We start from the raw sequence: 16,902 nt of genomic DNA on the forward strand, positions 1-16,902 counted from the left end.
GGCGTTGCCTGTCCTGTTTATCCTGATTTACGGTTTGACATATTCAAATCACGGAATGTAAAAGGGATCAACCGATCGCCAAAAGGGAGATGCCGCAATGAAAGCTATCGTCTGGGTTCTGGCGCTTTGCGCGCTGGGGCTGCCGCGACTGGCCCTTGCCGAGGGTCCCTTCAAGGTGGCGCCGACCGAGGTCACCGACTGGAAGACCGTTTATGGCCAGATCGAGGCGAAGGACATGATACCGGCGCGGGCGCGGCTTGGGGGCACGTTGGTGTCGCTTGGCGTCTCCGAGGGGGACGTGGTCGCGGCGGGGCAGGAGCTCGGCAAGGTCGTCGATGCGAAGATCGCCTTTCAGATCAACGCCATCGATGCGCAGATCGCGGCGCTCGACAGCCAGCTTTCGAATGCGAAAAGCGATCTGAACCGGGCCGAGGCGCTGCGGGCGCGCGGGGTGATGACGGCGCAGGCCTATGACGCGCTGAAAACGCAGGTCAGCGTGCTGGAGCAACAGATCGAGGCGCAAAAGGCCTCGCGGCAGGTGACGGAGCAGGCCGCGACCGAGGGGGCGGTGCTGGCGCCGATCGCGGGCCGTGTGCTCGATGTGCCGGTGGCGCGCGGCGCCGTGGTGATGGCGGGCGAGACCGTGGCGACGGTGGGCGGTGGCGGGGTGTTCCTGCGCCTCTCGGTGCCCGAGCGGTTTGCGGCGACGCTGCACGAAGGCGACGCCATCGCGATCGAGGCGGCGAGCGGCGCGATCCGTGGCAAGCTGGCCAAGGTCTATCCGCTGATCGAGGGTGGCCGCGTCAATGCCGATGTGGAAGTGCCTGATCTGAAATCCGATTTCGTGGGCGAGCGGGTGCTGGTGAAACTGCCGCTGGCGCGCCGCCAAGCCTTCATGGTGCCCGCGAACCTTTTGCATACCCGCTCGGGCCTTGATTTGTTGCGGCTGCGCGACGGCGAGGCCGTGACCGAGCGCACGGTGGTGCCCGGTCCGAAGCAAAGCATCGACGGCGTCGAGATGGTCGAGATCGTCTCGGGGCTCTCGGGCGGCGAAGAGGTGGTCGGCGATGAGTGACCCGCATCAGGACGATCTGCCGACGGCGGGCCTAGGCCTTGCCGGGCGGCTGACGAAAAGCTTCATCGGCTCGGCGCTGACGCCCTTGTTCGTCATGGCGGCGCTTGCCGTCGGGCTGGTGGCGCTTGGCGCGCTGCCGCGCGAGGAAGAACCCCAGATTTCCGTGCCGATGGTCGATATCCACCTGCAGGCCCCCGGCCTGAAGGCCGAAGACGCGATGAAGCTCGTCACCGAGCCGATGGAGACGATCATCACCTCGATCAACGAGGTGGAACATGTCTACAGCCAGACGAATGACGACAGTTCGCTGGTGATGGCGCGGTTCATCGTCGGCACCTCGTCGGATGCGGCGATCCTGCGCGTGCATGAAAAGGTCAAGGCGAACCTCGACCGCATCCCCAAGGGCATCCCCGAGCCGATCATCGTCGGGCGTGGCATCGACGATGTGGCGATCATGTCGCTGACGCTCTCGGCCAAGCCCGGGGGGCAGATCGGCGCGGGCGATCTGACCCGGATTGCGCGCGAACTGCAGACCGAGGTGACGAAGATCGAAAACGTCGGTCTGACCTATATCGTCGGCGAGGCGCATGAGGAAATCCGCATCTCGCCTGACCCGGAGCGGCTGGCGCTTTATGGCATCACGCTGCAGCAGCTCTCGAACAAGGTCGAGCAGGCGAACCGCAGTTTCAACACCGGCAAGCTGCGCGATGGTGGCGAGCAGATCGACCTTGTGGCGGGCAAGACGCTGACGGCACCGGCCGAGATCGCGGGGCTTTTGCTGACCGCGCGCGATGGGCGGCCGGTCTATGTCGCCGATGTGGCGGATGTGTCCTATGTGCCCGATACGTCGGAACAGATCGTCTCGAATGTCACCCGTGACGGCGACAGTCTCAACCGCACCCCCGCAGTGACGTTGGCCATTGCCAAGCGGGCGGGCGCGAATGCGGTGATCGTGGGCGAAAAAATCCACGAGCGGCTTGCCGAGCTGGAAACCAGCTTGATCCCCGACAGCGTGCAGGTGCAGTTCACCCGCGACTATGGCGAGACGGCGAATGAAAAGGCCAATGAACTGCTGTTCCACCTTGGCCTTGCGACGATCTCGATCATCGCGCTGGTGTTCTTTGCCATCGGCTGGCGCGAAAGCATCGTCGTCGCCATCGTCATTCCGGTGACGATCCTGCTCACGCTCTTTGCCGCCAATGCGATGGGCTTCACGCTGAACCGGGTGAGCCTGTTCGCGCTGATCTTCTCGATCGGCATTCTGGTCGATGACGCGATCGTGGTGATCGAGAATATCGCGCGGCACTGGGCGATGCCGGGGCCGGGATCGCGGGTCAGGAAGGCGATCGAGGCGGTGGCCGAGGTCGGCAACCCGACCATCGTCGCCACGCTGACCGTGGTCGCGGCGCTTCTGCCGATGCTGGCCGTCGCCGGGCTGATGGGGCCTTACATGTCGCCCATCCCCTCGGTCGCCTCTGCGGCGATGGTGTTTTCGTTCTTTGTCGCGGTGATCATCACGCCCTGGCTGATGGTGAAGATCGCGGGCCGCGCCGACATGTCGGCGCATGAGGCGATGGCCCATGCCGATGCCCATGCCCATGGCGGCAAGCTGGGCGCGATCTATGCCCGCGTCGCGCAGCCGCTGCTGGCCACGAAGCGTTCTGCCTGGATGTTCCTGCTGGCGACGATCGTGCTGTCCTTCGGCTCGCTCGGCCTCCTTTACACCAAGGATGTCACGGTCAAGCTTCTCCCCTTCGACAACAAATCCGAACTGAGCGTGGTGATCGACCTGCCCGAGGGCTCCTCGGTCGAGGCCACCGATGCCGTCGCGCAGCAGGTGGCGGCGGCGGTGACGCGGCTGCCCGAGGTGATCTCGGTGCAGACCCATGCGGGCACGGCCTCGCCCTTCAACTTCAACGGGCTGGTGCGCCACTACTATCTGCGCGGCCGCCCGTGGGAGGGCGACGTGCAGATCAATCTGGCGGGCAAGGATGCGCGCGACCGCACCAGCCACGAGATCGCGCTTGAGGTCCGTCAGATCGTGACGAAGCTGGCGATGCCCGCGGGCACGGTGCTGAAGACGGTGGAGCCGCCGCCCGGGCCGCCGGTGATCGCGACGCTGCTGGCCGAGGTCTACGGGCCCGATGCCGAGACCCGGCGCGCGGCGGCGGGGCAGATCGAGCAGGCCTTCCGCTCGGTGCCCTTCATCGTCGATGTGGACACGAGTTTCGGGCAACAGGCGCGGCGGCTGCGCGCGACCATCGACCCGGACAATCTCGAATTCTACTCGGTCGAGGAAAGCGATGTCTTCGACACGCTCGGGCTCTTGAACGGGCAGACCACGGTCGGCTATTCGCATCGCGGACAAGAGCGGATGCCGCTGCCGATCGTGATGGAGCGGGCGAAGGGCGAAAAGGTGATGGATGCGGCGACGCTCTCCACCCCCATTCCCGCCAACGTTCTGCCCGGCGCGCGCGGCGTGGTTGAACTCGGCGATGTCGTCACGGTGAAACCCGAACTGACCAGCTTCCCGATCTTCCGTCACAACGGCCGCGAGGCCGAGATGGTGACGGCGGAACTGGCGGGCAGCTTCGAGGCGCCGCTTTACGGCATGCTCGCCGTCGATGATGCGATCGAGAAGATGGATTGGGCGCCGGGCACCAAGCCCGAGATCAGCCTGCATGGCCAGCCCGAGGATGAAAGCCATGTCACGCTCTTGTGGGATGGCGAGTGGGAGGTGACCTGGGTGACCTTCCGTGACATGGGCGGGGCCTTCGGCATCGCGCTTGTCGGCATCTACATCCTTGTCGTGGCGCAGTTCGGCAGCTTCCGCTTGCCGCTCGTCGTGCTGACGCCGGTGCCGCTGACCTTTCTGGGCATCATGCTGGGTCACATGATGTTTTCGGCGCCGTTTTCCGCCACCTCGATGATCGGTTTCATCGCGCTGGCGGGGATCATCGTGCGCAACTCGATCCTGCTCGTCGATTTCATCCGCCATGCGGATCGCACCGGCAAGACCGAGATCGAGATCCTGATCGAAGCCGGGGCGATCCGCTTCAAGCCGATCCTGCTCACCGCTGTGGCGGCGATGATCGGGGCGGCGGTGATCCTGTTCGATCCGATCTTTCAGGGGCTCGCCATTTCGCTGCTCTTCGGGCTGCTCAGCTCGACCCTGCTGACCGTTCTGGTGATCCCGGCGATCTATCGGATCTTCAAGACCTGAGGCCCCGAAAAGACCCTCCGGACAAACTCCACAAGCGCCCCCGCAGCCCGGGGGCGCTTGTCTTTCCTGACTGCGACACTCAGACATTCCCGCCAAAAGACATGTGACGGAATGTCGCATGCGATTTTTGTGCCGACTCTCGCGCAAAGGCGTAACGTAGTCTTATCGCACGCAGGCGATGTCATGATGGAGGCTTGATGGATATGAAGAATCTCAATCCGGTTTCTGTCTCGGCGCTGATGTTCAAGGGCGCTGCCCTGCGGTAACAGGCTGATGCCTGACCGGTTTGCACAAGCTCGATGGCTCGAAAAGACGGCGCGTCAGACTATGCATGAGGCTTTTTCATGCAGGCGTGAGGGAGTCGATTCGGCTCGGCCGCAGACGCGGTAAATGCCCGGCGATGCCGCCTGCGACGTGGCGAACAAGACAGTCACCCGGATGAGTCCGACACAGGGGGCCGGTCCCGGCGACGGGATCGGCCTTTGAATTTTGATCGGGTCATTGCACTCTCGAAACGGCCATCGCCGTTCGGATCAGTCCTGCGAGCAGAACTGTTCGTAGACGGTCTGCACCACGCGGGCCGCGCGCGGGTCGGCAAGCGAATAGAAGATCGTCTTGCCCTCACGGCGGCTTTGCACCAGCCCCTCCAGACGCAGCCGCGCCAGTTGCTGGCTGACCGCCGCCTGCCGGGTTTCGAGCCGGGTTTCGAGCTCGGTCACCGATTTCTCGCCAGACGCAAGATAGCACATGATCATCAGCCGCCCCTCATGGGCGAGCGCCTTCAGAAGGTTGGCCGCAGCGCGCGCCCGGGTGGCCATCTCCTCGGCGTCAAGCGCGGCACAGCGCTCGTCGGTCTCGGCGGCGGTCTCGGGGTCAAAGTCTTCGTGCGGGTCTTGGGCAGTATCCATCGCCAAGGCGGCTTCCTCGTGGTCGCAGATCAAGGGCATCTGACTGCAATAACACGGCTGCGTTCGTGAAGCGAGAGAAGCTTCATGCAGGGGCTGCCTGCTTGCGGTCGTGCGCAGCCTGAAACCTGTTCAGGCTTCAAGAGGATCGCGCCCGGCGGGGCGGGGGGACCGCAGGCGACGCAACCGGGCTCCCGCCTCGCGCAGCGCCACGAACAGGATGAAGCCAACCGCGAGCGCATCGAAACCGGGGAAGTCCATGTGATCCCTGCCTTTCTGTGGGTTCCGTTCGTTCCTGCGGCGCAAATGTGGCGCAAGCGGGGCGGGGATTGGGAAAAACGACGTCAGATCCGGTCCGGCCCCGGGACCGCGCTGCAGAAGGGCTTGACCGAGGCCGCGGAGGCTTGCTTTCTGAGGCCAAGCCGCCCCGACCGGGTGCCTGCCTGACGAGGGACCATGCTGCACGCCTACAAACCATTGCCGCGCGGGCTTGCCCGACTTGGCCAGCAGAGCCCGACCGAGATCGGCGTCGATCTGGAGCAGGCGTTCTGGATCGATCTTTACCGTCCGCTCGACAGCCAGGTGGCGGCCGTGGCGGCGCTGGGGATCGAGGTGCCGACGCTCGCCGACATGGAAGAGATCGAAATCTCGAACCGGCTCTACCGCGAGGAGGGCTCGGATGTGATGACGGTGGTGCTGCCCGGTCACACGCCCTCGGGCGAGCATATCTCGGGGCCGGTCAGCTTCATCCTGTCGGGGGTGCGATTGGTGACGGTGCGCCACCACGCGCCGCGCAGCTTCGTCACCTTCCCCGAGCGCGCCGGGCGCACGACTGCGGGCTGTCGCACGCCCGAGCGGATCTTTCTGGGCCTGATCGAAGAGATCGTCGCCCGGCAGGCCGACCTGCTCGAGGGCTCGGGGCGGGCGCTGGATCAGGTTTCAGCGCGGGTTCTGGGAGAGGCGCGTTCGGTGGAGCTGAAAGCAGCCTTGGGTGAGGTCGGCAAGCAGGGCGAGCTGCTGGGCCATATCCGGCTGGCGTTGCTGACGCTCGAACGCGCGCTGTCCTTCTACGACCAGACGCTCGCCGCGCATCCGCAAGGCGCCGAGCTGCGCCCGATCGCCAAGGCGCTGATGCGAGACATCACCGCGCTCGCCGTGCATAACGATTATCTGTCGTCGCGGGTGTCGCTGACCGTCGACGCGACGCTCGGCATGATCAACCTCGCGCAGAACAACACCGTGCGGATCCTGTCGGTGGTGACGGCGCTGTTCCTGCCGCCGACGCTGATCGCCTCGTCCTACGGGATGAACTTCGCCAATATGCCGGAGCTGAGCCAGCCCTGGGGCTATCCCTTTGCGCTGGTGTTGATGGTGGCCTCGGCGCTGGTGTCCTGGGCGTTCTTCAAATGGAAGGACTGGCTCTAGGCATTGCGCCCTCGCGCGGCTCGGGCGCCCGGGAACGAACGGGGGGCTGCCGCCCCCCGGCCCCCGCTTTCGGGGGACGATGTCCCCCGGACCCCCTTGCGTATTTTGGCCAAGAAAAAGCCGAGCGTGTTTTTTTCTTGGCTCAAATACGCCCTTTGCGCGGGCGGCGGCGGGGCTCAGCGTTCGAGGGTCATGCGGCGGTCGTCGAACTGCACCTTGCCGAAGCGGGTGAGGTAGCTCATGCCCAGAAGCGAGGTATCAAGATCGCCCCGGTTCACCACGGCCGCGACGTTGCTGTCGGTGAAGGGGCCGACCGTCAGGCTGTCGAGCCGCACCGGGGCGGTGGCCACTTCGCCATTCGCGGTGAAGGCGCTACCGATATAGGCGAGGTTGCCGGTGTCGATCCCGGCCCGTGCCGCATCGGCGCGGGTCAGAACGATCTGCGAGGCGCCGGTGTCGATGACGAAGTCGATCTCGGCGCCGTTCACCCTGGCTTTCAGATAGTAATGCCCGTCCGCCTGCACCGGCAGCTCGATCCGCCCCGACGCGCTCACGGTCTGTGCGGGCAGGATTGCTGAGCGTACATCGGGCCAGATCCCGGCCACGGCGGCGATGCCCAGAAAGATCAGCGCCCAGATCATCAGCTGTTGCAGCGCCTGTCCGGGGCGGCGGCGCAGCGAAGCGACCAGATAGCCGCTGAGCGCAAGAAGCAGCAGCAGATAATAGATCACGCGGGGGATATCGGGTTCCATGACGCCTCCTGCCCCCGATGTAGGGGCCGCAGGCGCCGCTGTCACCCCCCGAGGTCAGCCACCCAGCGGCAGGGCGATGATCCCCGCCCCGCGCAGCCCGTCGAGGATGAACTGCACCGCGAGCGCAGCGAGCAGCATGCCCAGCAGCCGCGTCACCACCATCGTGCCGGTCCGCCCCAGCGCGCGCTCGAGCGGCGTTGCAAGCAGGAACAGCACGAAGACGCAGCCCAGCACCAGCGCCATCACAGCCATGACCGCGGCGATATGCAATCCGCCCGTGCCCGATCCCGCCAGCAGGATCATCGTCGCCATCGCCCCCGGACCGGCCAGAAGCGGCGTGCCGAGCGGGAAGACAGAAGGGTCGGGCGCATGCGGCTCGGCCGATTGCCCCTCGCGGCGCTGGGTGCGGCGCTCGAACAGCATGTCGAGCGCGGTCAGGAACAGAAGCACCCCGCCCGCGATGCGGAAGGCGGGCATCGAAATGCCGATCCCCTTCAGCAGCGCATCGCCAAAAAGCCCGAAAGCCGTCAGCAGCACCGCGGCCACGACCAGCGCGCGCAAGCCGATGGTACGGCGCATGCTGGCGCTCATTCCCTGCGTCAGCGCAAGGAACAGCGGCACGAGGCCGATCGGATCGACCACGACGAAGAGGGTGACGAAGGCGGTGATGAATTCGGGCGTGCTCATGGCCGCTTCCTATCCTGTTGCGTCCGGCCGCGCCAGTGGGGCTCAGATCGGCGCGTCATCCTCGGGGTCGGGCGGCATCACCGCCCGGATCTTTGCGGCCAGCGAGCGGGCGCCCGATCCGATCCGGGTGTCCACATGCGCCTCGGCCAGACGCAGCAGATGGCGCAGCGCCGCCATCTCGTCATGGGTCAGCACAAGGGGCGGCAGGGCCACCGGGCGGCGCAGGATGTAGCCCACGCCGCGTTCGCCCTCGATCGGCACGCCGTAATCGACAAGCGTGGCCATGTCGCGCCAGATCGTGCGCTCGGAGACCCCGAGTCGCGCCGCCACGTCGCGGGCCCGGATCAGCTCGCCGTCGCGCAGCAGCATCAGAATCTGCTCGAACCTTTCGTTGCGTGTCATGGCTCCTCCGGAGCCCGGTATCGCATATCCGGGGGCAACTGACAAATAACTGTCAGTAATCCCGGGGCGGGGCAGGGGCTGCGGCGGGATTGAACCTTGTCAGCCGGTCGGGCTGCGGGAAAGATCGGCGCAAACCCCTGGATAGGAGAATTGACATGCAGATGGGTCCCTGGCAGCTGCTTCTGATCGCCGTCGTCGTGCTGGTGCTGTTCGGCCGTGGCAAGGTCTCTTCGCTGATGGGCGAAGTGGGCAAGGGCATCACCGCTTTCAAGAGGGGCGTGAGCGAAGGCACCAAGGAAATCGAGGAGGCCGCGGCCGAGCCGAAGACCACCGAGACGACCCCGGGCAAGGACAAGGTCTGATCCCTGACCAAAGGCGGATAACGCATGTTCGACATCGGCTGGAGTGAGCTTTTGCTCATCGGCATCGTCGCCCTCATTGTGGTGGGGCCGCAGGACCTGCCACGCATGTTTAAGGCGCTGGGGCGGTTGACCGCCAAGGCCAAGCGTCTGGGCCGGGACTTCACCGCCGCCATGGAAGAGGCGGCGCGCGATACCGGCGTGAAGGAAGCGGCAGACAGCCTGAGCGATCTGAAATCGCTGACCACGAAGAAGGGGCTTGGCATCGACGCGCTCGAGCGCGCGACCGAGCGGTTCGAGAAATGGGATCCGAAGTTGCCGACAGAGGCTGCGGCGGCGAAAGCCCCCGTGCTGACGCCGGATCCGGAGCTTGCGGCCGATCTGGATGCGGCCGAACTGGAGCATGAGCCCGACGTGGTTGCCAAGCCTGCCGTGAAACGCGCCGAAGGGCCGGGAGGGTCGGCATGACCGCGGATCATATCGAAGAAACCGCAGCGCCGCTGATCGAGCATCTGGCGGAGCTGCGCACGCGCATCCTTTATGCGCTCTCCGCCTATGTGGTGGCGGTGGTGCTGTGCTATATCGTCTGGCATCCGATCTTCACTTTCCTGACGCATCCGATCTGCGACGCGCTCGCCTCGCGCGGGCAGGCGTGCCAATTGTCGCTGATCAAGCTGCAGGAAGGCTTCTTCGTCGCGATCAACATCGCGATGCTGGGCGGTTTCGCGCTGGCCTTCCCGATGATCGGCTTCCAGCTTTGGCGCTTCGTCGCGCCGGGGCTTTACCGCAACGAAAAGCGGGCCTTCCTGCCGTTCCTGATCGCCTCGCCAGTGATGTTCTTCCTGGGCGCGGCCTTTTGCTATTACATCATCCTGCCGATGGCGTTCCGCTTCTTCCTTGGCTTCCAGATTTCCGATGTGGTCGCCGGAACCGAGGCGGCCGATCCGGCCAACAAGATGGCGGTGATCGGTTTCACCGGCTCGATGGAGGAATATCTCAAGCTCACCACGAAGTTCGTCATGGCCTTCGGGATCTGCTTCCAGATGCCGGTGGCGCTGACGCTGATGGGCAAGGCGGGGCTCGTTTCGGCGGAAGCGCTGGCCTCGGTGCGCAAATATGCGGTAGTGGCGATGCTGACCGTGTCGGCGATCGTGACGCCGCCCGATGTGATGTCGCAGGTGATCATGTTCGCGGTGATCTATCCGCTTTACGAGGGCTCGATCTTCCTCGTGCGCCGGATGGAAAAGACCCGCGAAGCCAAGATGCGTGCCGAAGGCACCTGGGTCGACGAGGAAGACGACGAATGACCGATCCGATGACGCGGATTGCCGAGGCGCTTGAGCGCCTCGCCCCCGCGCCCGCAGCTGCCCCCGCGTTTGCGGGGGCGGATGCGTTTTTGTGGCACGCTGCGCCGGACCGGCTGGTGCCGGTCGCGCAGGTCTCGCGCGTCGATCTGGGGCTGTTGCGCGGCATCGACCGGGCGCGCGATACGCTTTTGGCGAACACGCTCCAATTCGCCCGCGGCCATGCGGCGAACAATGCCCTTCTCTGGGGCGCGCGCGGCATGGGGAAAAGCTCGCTCGTGAAGGCGGTCCATGCCGAGGTGCTGCGGCAGGGGCTGAGCCTGAAGCTGGTCGAGCTTTCGCGCGAGGATCTGCCCTCGGTCGGGCGGCTTTTGAACCTGCTGCGGGCGGCTGCGGATCAGCGCTTCGTGCTCTTTTGTGATGACCTCAGCTTCAGCCACGACGATCAGCATTACAAGTCGCTGAAGGCCGTGCTCGATGGCGGGATCGAGGGGCGCCCGGCGCATGTGATCTTCTATGCCACCTCGAACCGGCGCCATCTGATGCCGCGCGACATGATCGAGAACGAACGATCGACGGCGATCAACCCCTCGGAAGCGGTCGAGGAAAAGGTCTCGCTCTCGGATCGGTTCGGGCTCTGGCTGGGCTTCCATCCCTGTGATCAGGACGAATATTTCGCGATGATCGAGGGCTATGTGGCCGCCTATGGTCTGGTGATCGACGCGGAGGTGCTGCGCGCCGAGGCGGTGGAATGGTATCGCACCCGCGGCTCGCGCTCGGGGCGCGTCGCTTGGCAGTTCTTCACCGATCTGGCCGGGCGCCACGGGCTGGCGGTGTAAGGGGGGGCTCTGCCCCGCCGCGGCGATGCCTCGGCCCCCCGGGATATTTGTGGCAAGATAAATGAAAAAGGCGTCCGAGACCGGGCGCCTTTTCCGTTTTGCTTTATCTTGCCCGAAATATCCCGGGGGGTTCGGGGGGCAGAGCCCCCCGGCCTTCGGTCACATCAGAAGCAGCACGATGATCTGCGGCGCAAGGATCCGCATGCACATCACCAGCGGATAGACCGAGGCATAGCCGACCGAGGCCGCGGCCGAGGTCGACATGCCATTGGCAAAGGCGAGCGCGGGCGGGTCGGTCATCGAGCCCGCGAGCACGCCCGAGAGGCTCAGGTAGTTCACCCGATAGACCGCGCGCGCGATGAAGCCGACGATCATCAGCGGCACCAGCGTGATGACGATGCCATACATCATCCATGTGAGCCCCGGCCCGTGGATCAGCGTGTCGACGAACTGACCGCCCGCCTTCAGCCCGACCGCGGACAGGAACAGCACGATGCCCAGTTCGCGCAGGGCATGGTTCGCCACCGGCGGCATGAAGAAGACGAAGGGGCCAAGGAAGCCGATCCGCGAGAGCAGGATCGCCGCAACGAGCGGCCCGCCCGCCAGACCCAGTTTCAGGGGCGCCGGAAGGCCCGGGAAGGTGATCGGGATCGAGCCGAGCAGCACGCCCAGAAAGATCCCGAAGAACACGCCCGAGAACTGCACGAGTTCAAGGCTTTTGACCTGATCGCCGAAGAGCGGCTTCACCGCCTCGATATCGCCCGGGGCGCCGACCACGGTCAGAATGTCGCCAAATTGCACCGCCAGATCCGGTTCCACCGGCAACTGCGTGCCCGCCCGCGTCACCCGCGAGATCGAGACCGACCGTTCCTCCAGCCCCAGATCGCGGATATGCTTGCCCAGAGCCCGTTGCGAGGTCACCGCCACCCGCTGCCAGCTCAGCTGCGTGCCCTTGGTCGAGGTGATCGAGACATCGACCTCTTCGCCCAGGATCAGCACCATCGCATGCAGTTTCTCGGCCGGGCCGACAAGGTGCAGCACGTCGCCCATGTGCAGCGCCATCGAGCGCAGCGGATGCATCAGCACTTCGCCGCGCTTCAGTCGCGACACCACCACACCCTGATCGTAAAGATCGGGCACCTCGCCCAGCTCCAGCCCCTCAAGGTTCGCATTGCGCACGACGACGTTGATCGCGGGCAGTTCCTTGGTGCCGCCGCGGGCGCGGGAGGCCTCGAAATCCGCCTCCTCGCGTTCGATGCGCACGCGCAGCACCTGTCGCACCGCGATCATCGTCAGCAAGATGCCAAGGATGCCGAACGGATAGGCGACCGCATAGCCGAGCGAGGCTTCCGAGATCACCTCGGAAGGCACGCCCGAGTCCTTGAGCACCTGCGTCGCCGCGCCCAGACCCGGGGTGTTGGTGACCGCACCCGACATCAGCCCGACCAGCGCCGGAACCGGGATCCCGGCGATGAAATGCAGCGCGACGGTGGTCAGAACGCCCAGAATGACGATCGAGGCGGCGATGATGTTGAACTGCAGCCCGGCCTTCTGCAGCGTTGCGAAAAAGCCCGGCCCGACCTGGATGCCGATCGTGAAGACGAAGATGATGAGGCCGAATTCACGCACGAATTCAAGCATTTCCGGCGACAGGTGAAGCCCCGCGACCGAGGTCCAGTGACCAACGAAAAGCCCCGCGAACAGCACCCCTCCGATGCCGAGCCCGATGCCGCGCCAGTTCAGTCCCCCCAGTAAAAGTCCCAGTGCCCCGGCCAGTGCCAAGGCCGATGCCGCCAGCCCGACCGGCGAGATCGTGTTCAGAAAATCCAAAAGAGCCATGGCCCCCCCCTCCTGCAAGGGTTCCCCCCGCCCCGGCGAAACTGCGCTTCCCCGTCCGAGAGGTCAAGTTCTTGTTACCGGTTGGAAAAAGGGGGCAGAAGCCCCCTTTTCGCGCAATCCGTTATGCCTTGGCCGCGGGCGTCGGGCTTATTCCAGATAGGGCATCGGATCGACCGAGTCGGAGCCTTTGCGGATCTCGAAATGCAGGAAGCCCTGATCGCCGGAATGGACCTTGGCGATGGTCTGGCCGCGGCTGACCTTGGCGCCCTTGGCCACGGTGATGCCCTCGATATTGGCGTAGACCGTCAGGAGCCCGCCCTCGTGGCGCATGACCAGGATCTGCACATGTTCGGTGTCCTGGGTGATCGCCGCCACCGTGCCCGCATCGGCGGCTTTCACCGCCGTGCCGGGGGCGGCCTTGATGTCGACGCCGTCGTTCTTGCCCTTGGCATAGGGGCGCATGATCGCGCCCGGAACCGGCATGACGAATTTCGAACTGCTCGACGCGGCCGTGCGCGAGGCCCCAAGATTGGGCGCGGCCGAGGTGTCGACCGGGGCCGAGGCCTTCGGGGGCACCTCTTTCGGCAAGGGCTTCGCGGCCGAGGGCGGCTCGGGCGTGGGCGAGCCTTCGCCCGGTTCGGTCAGCGTCGCGGTGGCGGGCACCGGCGCCGCCCCGGTCGCGACCGGGATCATCAGCATCTGGCCTTCGCGCACGCTCAGATCGGCGGGCAGGCCGTTCCATTCCGCCAGCGACTTCGCCGAGACATTGTAGTAGCGCGCGATCGAATAGGCGGTCTCGCCGCGGGCGACGCGGTGGCGCACCGGCTCGGTTCCGCTTGCCGCCGGGGTTGCGGGTTTTGCCGCGGGTGTCACGCTCGGCGTTGCCGGGCGCGGCGTGGCGGCCGTCGTCGTGGGCGTCGTCTTCGGGGCCGGATGGCTGACCTCGGCGCGGTCGATGGCGCTTGAGGCCAGCGAGGTGATGTCGATCCGTTCGCTGCCCGTCGTTGCACCGCCAGCGCCGATCACGCCCCCCACCGGCTCGCTCACGCGTTTGGGCAAGGCCAGAACCTCGCCCTTGCCCAGCGGCGTGTTCGGCTCAAGCGCGTTGTAGCGCGCGAGTTCCGCCGCATCGAGACCCAGCCGCGAGGCGACGGACCCGATCGTGTCGCCCTGCCGCGCCACCGCGACCTGATAATTCGGATAGGAGATCACGCCGCGCGCATCGGGGGCAGGGCGGTCGGCGGTGGCCTGACGCACGGCATCCGTGGTGTCAAAGCCGGTCTTGCCGAAATGGCGCAGGTCGGCATCGAACTTGCCGTCCTCGCCGCAGCCAGCCAGAGCGGCCAGCGCGACGCCGGTCATCAGCACGCGGGTCAGGCGGGAAAGGGGGGCTTGCATCGCTCGTCCTCGTTCAGTCTTTTTGGCTCGTTCGGTCTTTTTGTCTTCGCGTCGTCATCTTGCAGCGTCGTCGTCGGTCGTCAGCCCGTCGGGGGCTCAGTCTGAAGCCATGCCCTCGACCAGCGGCACGAAGCGCACCGGGCGCAGTTCCTCGTAATCGAAGCCGGTTTCGAGCCTTGTCACCCGGATCAGGCTTTGCACAGTGTCGGACTGACCGACCGGAAGAACCATGATACCGCCGATCTTGAGCTGCGACAACAGGGGCCCCGGCGGGTCTTCTGCCGCAGCGGTGACCAAAATCCGGTCAAACGGCGCCTGATCGGGCAAGCCGCGGGACCCGTCCGTGGCAATGGCCACGATATTGGGCAGATGCAGCGCCTCGAACACCGCCTGCGCCTCGCGCACAAGGCGGCGGTGCCGATCCACCGTATAGACCCGGCGGCACAACAGCGAGAGCACGGCAGCCTGATAGCCCGAGCCGGTGCCGATTTCGAGCACCCGGTCGCGCGGCCCGACCGCGAGCGCCTGCGTCATCAGCCCCACGACCGAGGGTTGCGAAATCGTCTGCCCGCAGGCAATCGGCAGCGGCATGTCCTCATAGGCGCGCTCGGCAAAGATCCCGCGCACGAAGGCGCCGCGGTCGATCCGTTCCATTGCGGACAGGATCCGGGCATCGGTGACGCCCTTCGAGCGCAGCGCGTAAAGGAACTGCATCTTGATCCGCGCGGCCTCGTCTTCGGTCATGCGAGCCGCGCCTCGAGATCGGCCAGCACGTCATGGGCGGTCAGATCGGCGCGCATCGGCGTGACGGAGATATGGCCCTCAAGGTTGACCATCGCATCGGTGCCGGGCGCGGTGGCGCCATGCTGCGGGCCGCCCTTGATCCAGAGGAACCGCCGACCATTCGGCGAGACCGCGGGCTCGACGGTGAAGAAACTGTCGGTCCGGTAGCCTTGCGCCGCGACCTTGGTGCCCTTCACCGCGGCGGACAGAACCGGCGGGAAGTTGACGTTGTAGAAGACACGATAGGCGCCGTCGTCCCAGATGCCGTTTTCCCAGAGCTTGCGCACCAGCGCCGGGCCATGCACACGCGCCGCCTCGAAGGGATCAAGGCCGGGGCCGATGCAGGCCGGGCCGAGGAACTGGCTCAGCGCGATCGCCGGAATGCCCTGCAGCGCGGCTTCCATCGCCCCGCCCAGCGTGCCGGAGTAAAGCGCATTCTCGGCCGAGTTGTTGCCGCGGTTGACGCCCGAAAGCACCAGATCCGGCCGCCCGTCGGTCAGCACGTCGTAAAGACCCGCAAGCACGCAATCGGCCGGGCTGCCCTCGGCCGCATAGCGGCGCGGACCCAGCTTCGCGATCGACATCGGCCGGTTGTAGCTGATCGCATGACCGACGCCCGATTGCTCGAAGGCGGGGGGCGACGATCCAGACTTCACCCTCGGGGCCGGCCAGATCGGCCGCGACGGCCTCGAGCACCTCGAGCCCCGGCGCGTTGATGCCGTCGTCATTGGTGATCAGAATGCGCATGGTCCCTCGTACCCCCCGTTTCGTTCTGATTAGCCGCTGCGCCGCACGGGAACAAGCAAGGTGCTGCACTTGGCGCGAAGGTGTGCCCTCGCGGACCCGGTTGCGATGAAAATGAATGGGGCAGGGGGCGCTGCCCCCTCTTGGCCTTCGGCCAATTCACCCCCGGGATATTTGGGGCAAGATAAAACCATGCCCCTTTATCTTGCCGCAAATATCTCGGGGGGGAGCGAAGCGGGGCGCAGAGCCCCCCTTTCCGTCAGATCTCTGCCAGAAGGCGTTTCGCCTCGACGCGGCAATCGATCAGCGGCGCGCGGTCTTCCGAGGGGAAGAAGCGCGCCCGCACGGCGGTCGCCATCGGGCGCGGTGACAGGATGCGCACCTTCGGGCCGATCTTCGCGGTTTCCACGGCATAGCTGCGGGCGAGCGCGATCTGCGCCGCTTTCGTCGCGCCATAGGAGCCGAAATAGGGCTGACCCGCGCGATCATCCTCGAAAAAGACCGCCGTGCCCTCGCCTTCACGCAGAAGCGGATCGATCAGCGGGATCAGCGTCGCGGTGCCGGTCAGGTTCGTCGCCACCGATTTCTCCATGTCCTTCGCATCGGAATGCGCTGCAGGCGAGAGCGGCGCGGCATGGACCGCGGTGTGGATCCAGAGTTGCAGCCCGCCCCAGCGGCCAAGGATGCCGTTGGCGAGGGTTTCCATTTCCTCGGGCTTGGTGATGTCGAGAGGCGCAAGCGTCGCCGAGCCGCCCTTGGCCTGAATGACGTCATCAAGTGCCTCGAGCCCGCCCACGGTGCGCGCCACCGCCATGACGTGCCAGCCCTGTTCCGCCAGGTCCTCGGCGATGGCAAAACCGAGCCCGCGCGAGGCGCCGGTCACAAGGGCGAGTTTCTTGAAGGCGGTTCCGGTCATGGCGCAACTCCTGAGCGTTTCGCGCGGGTTTTAGGCGCCGTCAGGCTGCGGCGCAAGGGGCGCATTGGCGCGGGTGCCCGGCAGTGCTGCGCCCGATCGCCGCTTTTTGTAGCCCCTTGGCCAATCGGTGGGCAGGGTGGTAACCGGCTGTTTGCCGTTAGCGCCGATCCTCACGAGAAATCGCTTCACCTCGGGTTGCGCCCGGCGCGGTTTGGCGGTTCTGTAGGGCGCAGCCCCAAACAAGGTTCCGG

Annotated in this window: 16 protein-coding genes and 1 pseudogene; 8 read left to right on the forward strand and 9 right to left on the reverse strand. The window is 65.8% G+C overall.

The genetic code is table 11. From position 1 onward, the window contains the following. Nucleotides 1-97: 97 nt before the first annotated feature. Both ACTTAI_RS09395 and ACTTAI_RS09400 read left to right on the forward strand, forming a co-directional pair. Nucleotides 98-1,075 (forward strand): efflux RND transporter periplasmic adaptor subunit, encoded by a 978-nt coding sequence (locus ACTTAI_RS09395; RefSeq protein ID WP_444455462.1) that lies wholly within the window; start codon nt 98-100, stop codon nt 1,073-1,075. Then, nucleotides 1,068-4,298 carry an efflux RND transporter permease subunit gene (locus ACTTAI_RS09400; RefSeq protein WP_444455463.1) on the forward strand — a complete coding sequence of 1,077 codons (3,231 nt, stop codon included), beginning with the start codon at nt 1,068-1,070 and terminating at the stop codon, nt 4,296-4,298. Before ACTTAI_RS09395 ends, ACTTAI_RS09400 begins: the two co-directional genes overlap by 8 nt. Nucleotides 4,299-4,831: 533 nt before the next feature. On the opposite strand, the gene ACTTAI_RS09405 is transcribed toward ACTTAI_RS09400, so the two are convergent. Next, complete coding sequence (locus ACTTAI_RS09405; RefSeq protein ID WP_444455727.1) at nt 4,832-5,206, reverse strand: ArsR/SmtB family transcription factor; 375 nt, start codon at nt 5,204-5,206, stop codon at nt 4,832-4,834. An 84-nt stretch (nt 5,207-5,290) separates the two neighbouring features. Here ACTTAI_RS09405 and ACTTAI_RS09410 point away from each other — a divergent pair, with 84 nt between their 5' ends. Together ACTTAI_RS09410 and ACTTAI_RS09415 are read left to right on the forward strand one after the other, a co-directional pair. Then, on the forward strand, nt 5,291-5,650 hold the full coding sequence (locus ACTTAI_RS09410) for a hypothetical protein (protein WP_444455464.1): 360 nt from the start codon (nt 5,291-5,293) through the stop codon (nt 5,648-5,650). Nucleotides 5,651-5,659: 9 nt separating this feature from the next. After that, entirely contained in the window at nt 5,660-6,628 is a 969-nt protein-coding gene (locus ACTTAI_RS09415; RefSeq protein ID WP_444455465.1) for a magnesium transporter CorA family protein, read from the forward strand. Nucleotides 6,629-6,804: 176 nt separating this feature from the next. Here the strand turns inward: ACTTAI_RS09415 and ACTTAI_RS09420 are convergent, their stop codons facing one another. The 3 genes from ACTTAI_RS09420 to ACTTAI_RS09430 are packed head-to-tail and all read right to left on the reverse strand — an operon-like array spanning nt 6,805 to nt 8,469. Next, nucleotides 6,805-7,380 carry a retropepsin-like aspartic protease family protein gene (locus tag ACTTAI_RS09420; protein ID WP_444455466.1) on the reverse strand — a complete coding sequence of 192 codons (576 nt, stop codon included), beginning with the start codon at nt 7,378-7,380 and terminating at the stop codon, nt 6,805-6,807. 54 nt (nt 7,381-7,434) lie between these two features. Next, nucleotides 7,435-8,067, reverse strand: coding sequence for a MarC family protein (locus ACTTAI_RS09425; RefSeq protein ID WP_444455467.1), 633 nt, complete (start codon nt 8,065-8,067; stop codon nt 7,435-7,437). Nucleotides 8,068-8,109: 42 nt separating this feature from the next. After that, on the reverse strand, nt 8,110-8,469 hold the full coding sequence (locus ACTTAI_RS09430) for a helix-turn-helix transcriptional regulator (protein WP_444455468.1): 360 nt from the start codon (nt 8,467-8,469) through the stop codon (nt 8,110-8,112). Nucleotides 8,470-8,624: 155 nt separating this feature from the next. On the opposite strand from ACTTAI_RS09430, the gene tatA reads away from it, so the two are divergent. From tatA to ACTTAI_RS09450, 4 genes are read left to right on the forward strand one after another with little or no spacing between them, the layout of a single operon-like run. Beyond that, on the forward strand, nt 8,625-8,831 hold the full coding sequence (gene tatA / locus ACTTAI_RS09435) for a twin-arginine translocase TatA/TatE family subunit (RefSeq protein WP_444455469.1): 207 nt from the start codon (nt 8,625-8,627) through the stop codon (nt 8,829-8,831). A 24-nt stretch (nt 8,832-8,855) separates the two neighbouring features. Then, nucleotides 8,856-9,296 carry a Sec-independent protein translocase protein TatB gene (gene tatB / locus ACTTAI_RS09440; protein WP_444455470.1) on the forward strand — a complete coding sequence of 147 codons (441 nt, stop codon included), beginning with the start codon at nt 8,856-8,858 and terminating at the stop codon, nt 9,294-9,296. Continuing rightward, nucleotides 9,293-10,135: a twin-arginine translocase subunit TatC gene (gene tatC / locus ACTTAI_RS09445; RefSeq protein WP_444455471.1), complete on the forward strand. Its 843-nt coding sequence runs from the start codon at nt 9,293-9,295 to the stop codon at nt 10,133-10,135. The genes tatB and tatC overlap by 4 nt, the downstream gene beginning before the upstream one ends. Beyond that, nucleotides 10,132-10,971, forward strand: coding sequence for an ATP-binding protein (locus ACTTAI_RS09450; RefSeq protein ID WP_444455472.1), 840 nt, complete (start codon nt 10,132-10,134; stop codon nt 10,969-10,971). The genes tatC and ACTTAI_RS09450 overlap by 4 nt, the downstream gene beginning before the upstream one ends. 159 nt (nt 10,972-11,130) lie before the next feature. Here the strand turns inward: ACTTAI_RS09450 and ACTTAI_RS09455 are convergent, their stop codons facing one another. From ACTTAI_RS09455 to ACTTAI_RS09475, 5 genes and pseudogenes are all read right to left on the reverse strand, one after another. Next, nucleotides 11,131-12,810: a putative transporter gene (locus ACTTAI_RS09455; protein ID WP_444455473.1), complete on the reverse strand. Its 1,680-nt coding sequence runs from the start codon at nt 12,808-12,810 to the stop codon at nt 11,131-11,133. A gap of 147 nt (nt 12,811-12,957) precedes the next feature. Beyond that, nucleotides 12,958-14,208, reverse strand: a complete 1,251-nt coding sequence (locus ACTTAI_RS09460; RefSeq protein WP_444455474.1) for a peptidoglycan DD-metalloendopeptidase family protein — start codon at nt 14,206-14,208, stop codon at nt 12,958-12,960. Nucleotides 14,209-14,304: 96 nt separating this feature from the next. Beyond that, entirely contained in the window at nt 14,305-14,952 is a 648-nt protein-coding gene (locus ACTTAI_RS09465) for a protein-L-isoaspartate(D-aspartate) O-methyltransferase (protein WP_444455475.1), read from the reverse strand. Continuing rightward, nucleotides 14,949-15,738: pseudogene (gene surE / locus ACTTAI_RS09470) on the reverse strand (5'/3'-nucleotidase SurE). Before surE ends, ACTTAI_RS09465 begins: the two are co-directional and overlap by 4 nt. Before the next feature lie 256 nt (nt 15,739-15,994). Then, the gene (locus ACTTAI_RS09475; protein WP_444455476.1) at nt 15,995-16,651 is read right to left on the reverse strand and encodes an SDR family NAD(P)-dependent oxidoreductase; all 657 of its coding nucleotides are present in this window, start codon (nt 16,649-16,651) and stop codon (nt 15,995-15,997) included. Nucleotides 16,652-16,902: the final 251 nt, after the last annotated feature.

Origin of the sequence: Rhodobacter capsulatus (genome assembly GCF_052363175.1) — a bacterium.
Classification (GTDB): Bacteria; Pseudomonadota; Alphaproteobacteria; order Rhodobacterales; family Rhodobacteraceae; genus Rhodobacter; species Rhodobacter capsulatus_D.

What these genes read in the sequence shown, in the direction of transcription:
- ACTTAI_RS09395 (WP_444455462.1), top strand. Translation starts at nt 98, where the DNA reads ATGAAAGCTATCGTCTGGGTTCTGGCGCTTTGCGCGCTGGGGCTGCCG.
- ACTTAI_RS09400 (WP_444455463.1), top strand. Translation starts at nt 1,068, where the DNA reads ATGAGTGACCCGCATCAGGACGATCTGCCGACGGCGGGCCTAGGCCTT.
- ACTTAI_RS09405 (WP_444455727.1), bottom strand. Translation starts at nt 5,206, where the DNA reads ATGGATACTGCCCAAGACCCGCACGAAGACTTTGACCCCGAGACCGCC.
- ACTTAI_RS09410 (WP_444455464.1), top strand. Translation starts at nt 5,291, where the DNA reads ATGCAGGGGCTGCCTGCTTGCGGTCGTGCGCAGCCTGAAACCTGTTCA.
- ACTTAI_RS09415 (WP_444455465.1), top strand. Translation starts at nt 5,660, where the DNA reads ATGCTGCACGCCTACAAACCATTGCCGCGCGGGCTTGCCCGACTTGGC.
- ACTTAI_RS09420 (WP_444455466.1), bottom strand. Translation starts at nt 7,380, where the DNA reads ATGGAACCCGATATCCCCCGCGTGATCTATTATCTGCTGCTGCTTCTT.
- ACTTAI_RS09425 (WP_444455467.1), bottom strand. Translation starts at nt 8,067, where the DNA reads ATGAGCACGCCCGAATTCATCACCGCCTTCGTCACCCTCTTCGTCGTG.
- ACTTAI_RS09430 (WP_444455468.1), bottom strand. Translation starts at nt 8,469, where the DNA reads ATGACACGCAACGAAAGGTTCGAGCAGATTCTGATGCTGCTGCGCGAC.
- tatA (WP_444455469.1), top strand. Translation starts at nt 8,625, where the DNA reads ATGCAGATGGGTCCCTGGCAGCTGCTTCTGATCGCCGTCGTCGTGCTG.
- tatB (WP_444455470.1), top strand. Translation starts at nt 8,856, where the DNA reads ATGTTCGACATCGGCTGGAGTGAGCTTTTGCTCATCGGCATCGTCGCC.
- tatC (WP_444455471.1), top strand. Translation starts at nt 9,293, where the DNA reads ATGACCGCGGATCATATCGAAGAAACCGCAGCGCCGCTGATCGAGCAT.
- ACTTAI_RS09450 (WP_444455472.1), top strand. Translation starts at nt 10,132, where the DNA reads ATGACCGATCCGATGACGCGGATTGCCGAGGCGCTTGAGCGCCTCGCC.
- ACTTAI_RS09455 (WP_444455473.1), bottom strand. Translation starts at nt 12,810, where the DNA reads ATGGCTCTTTTGGATTTTCTGAACACGATCTCGCCGGTCGGGCTGGCG.
- ACTTAI_RS09460 (WP_444455474.1), bottom strand. Translation starts at nt 14,208, where the DNA reads ATGCAAGCCCCCCTTTCCCGCCTGACCCGCGTGCTGATGACCGGCGTC.
- ACTTAI_RS09465 (WP_444455475.1), bottom strand. Translation starts at nt 14,952, where the DNA reads ATGACCGAAGACGAGGCCGCGCGGATCAAGATGCAGTTCCTTTACGCG.
- ACTTAI_RS09475 (WP_444455476.1), bottom strand. Translation starts at nt 16,651, where the DNA reads ATGACCGGAACCGCCTTCAAGAAACTCGCCCTTGTGACCGGCGCCTCG.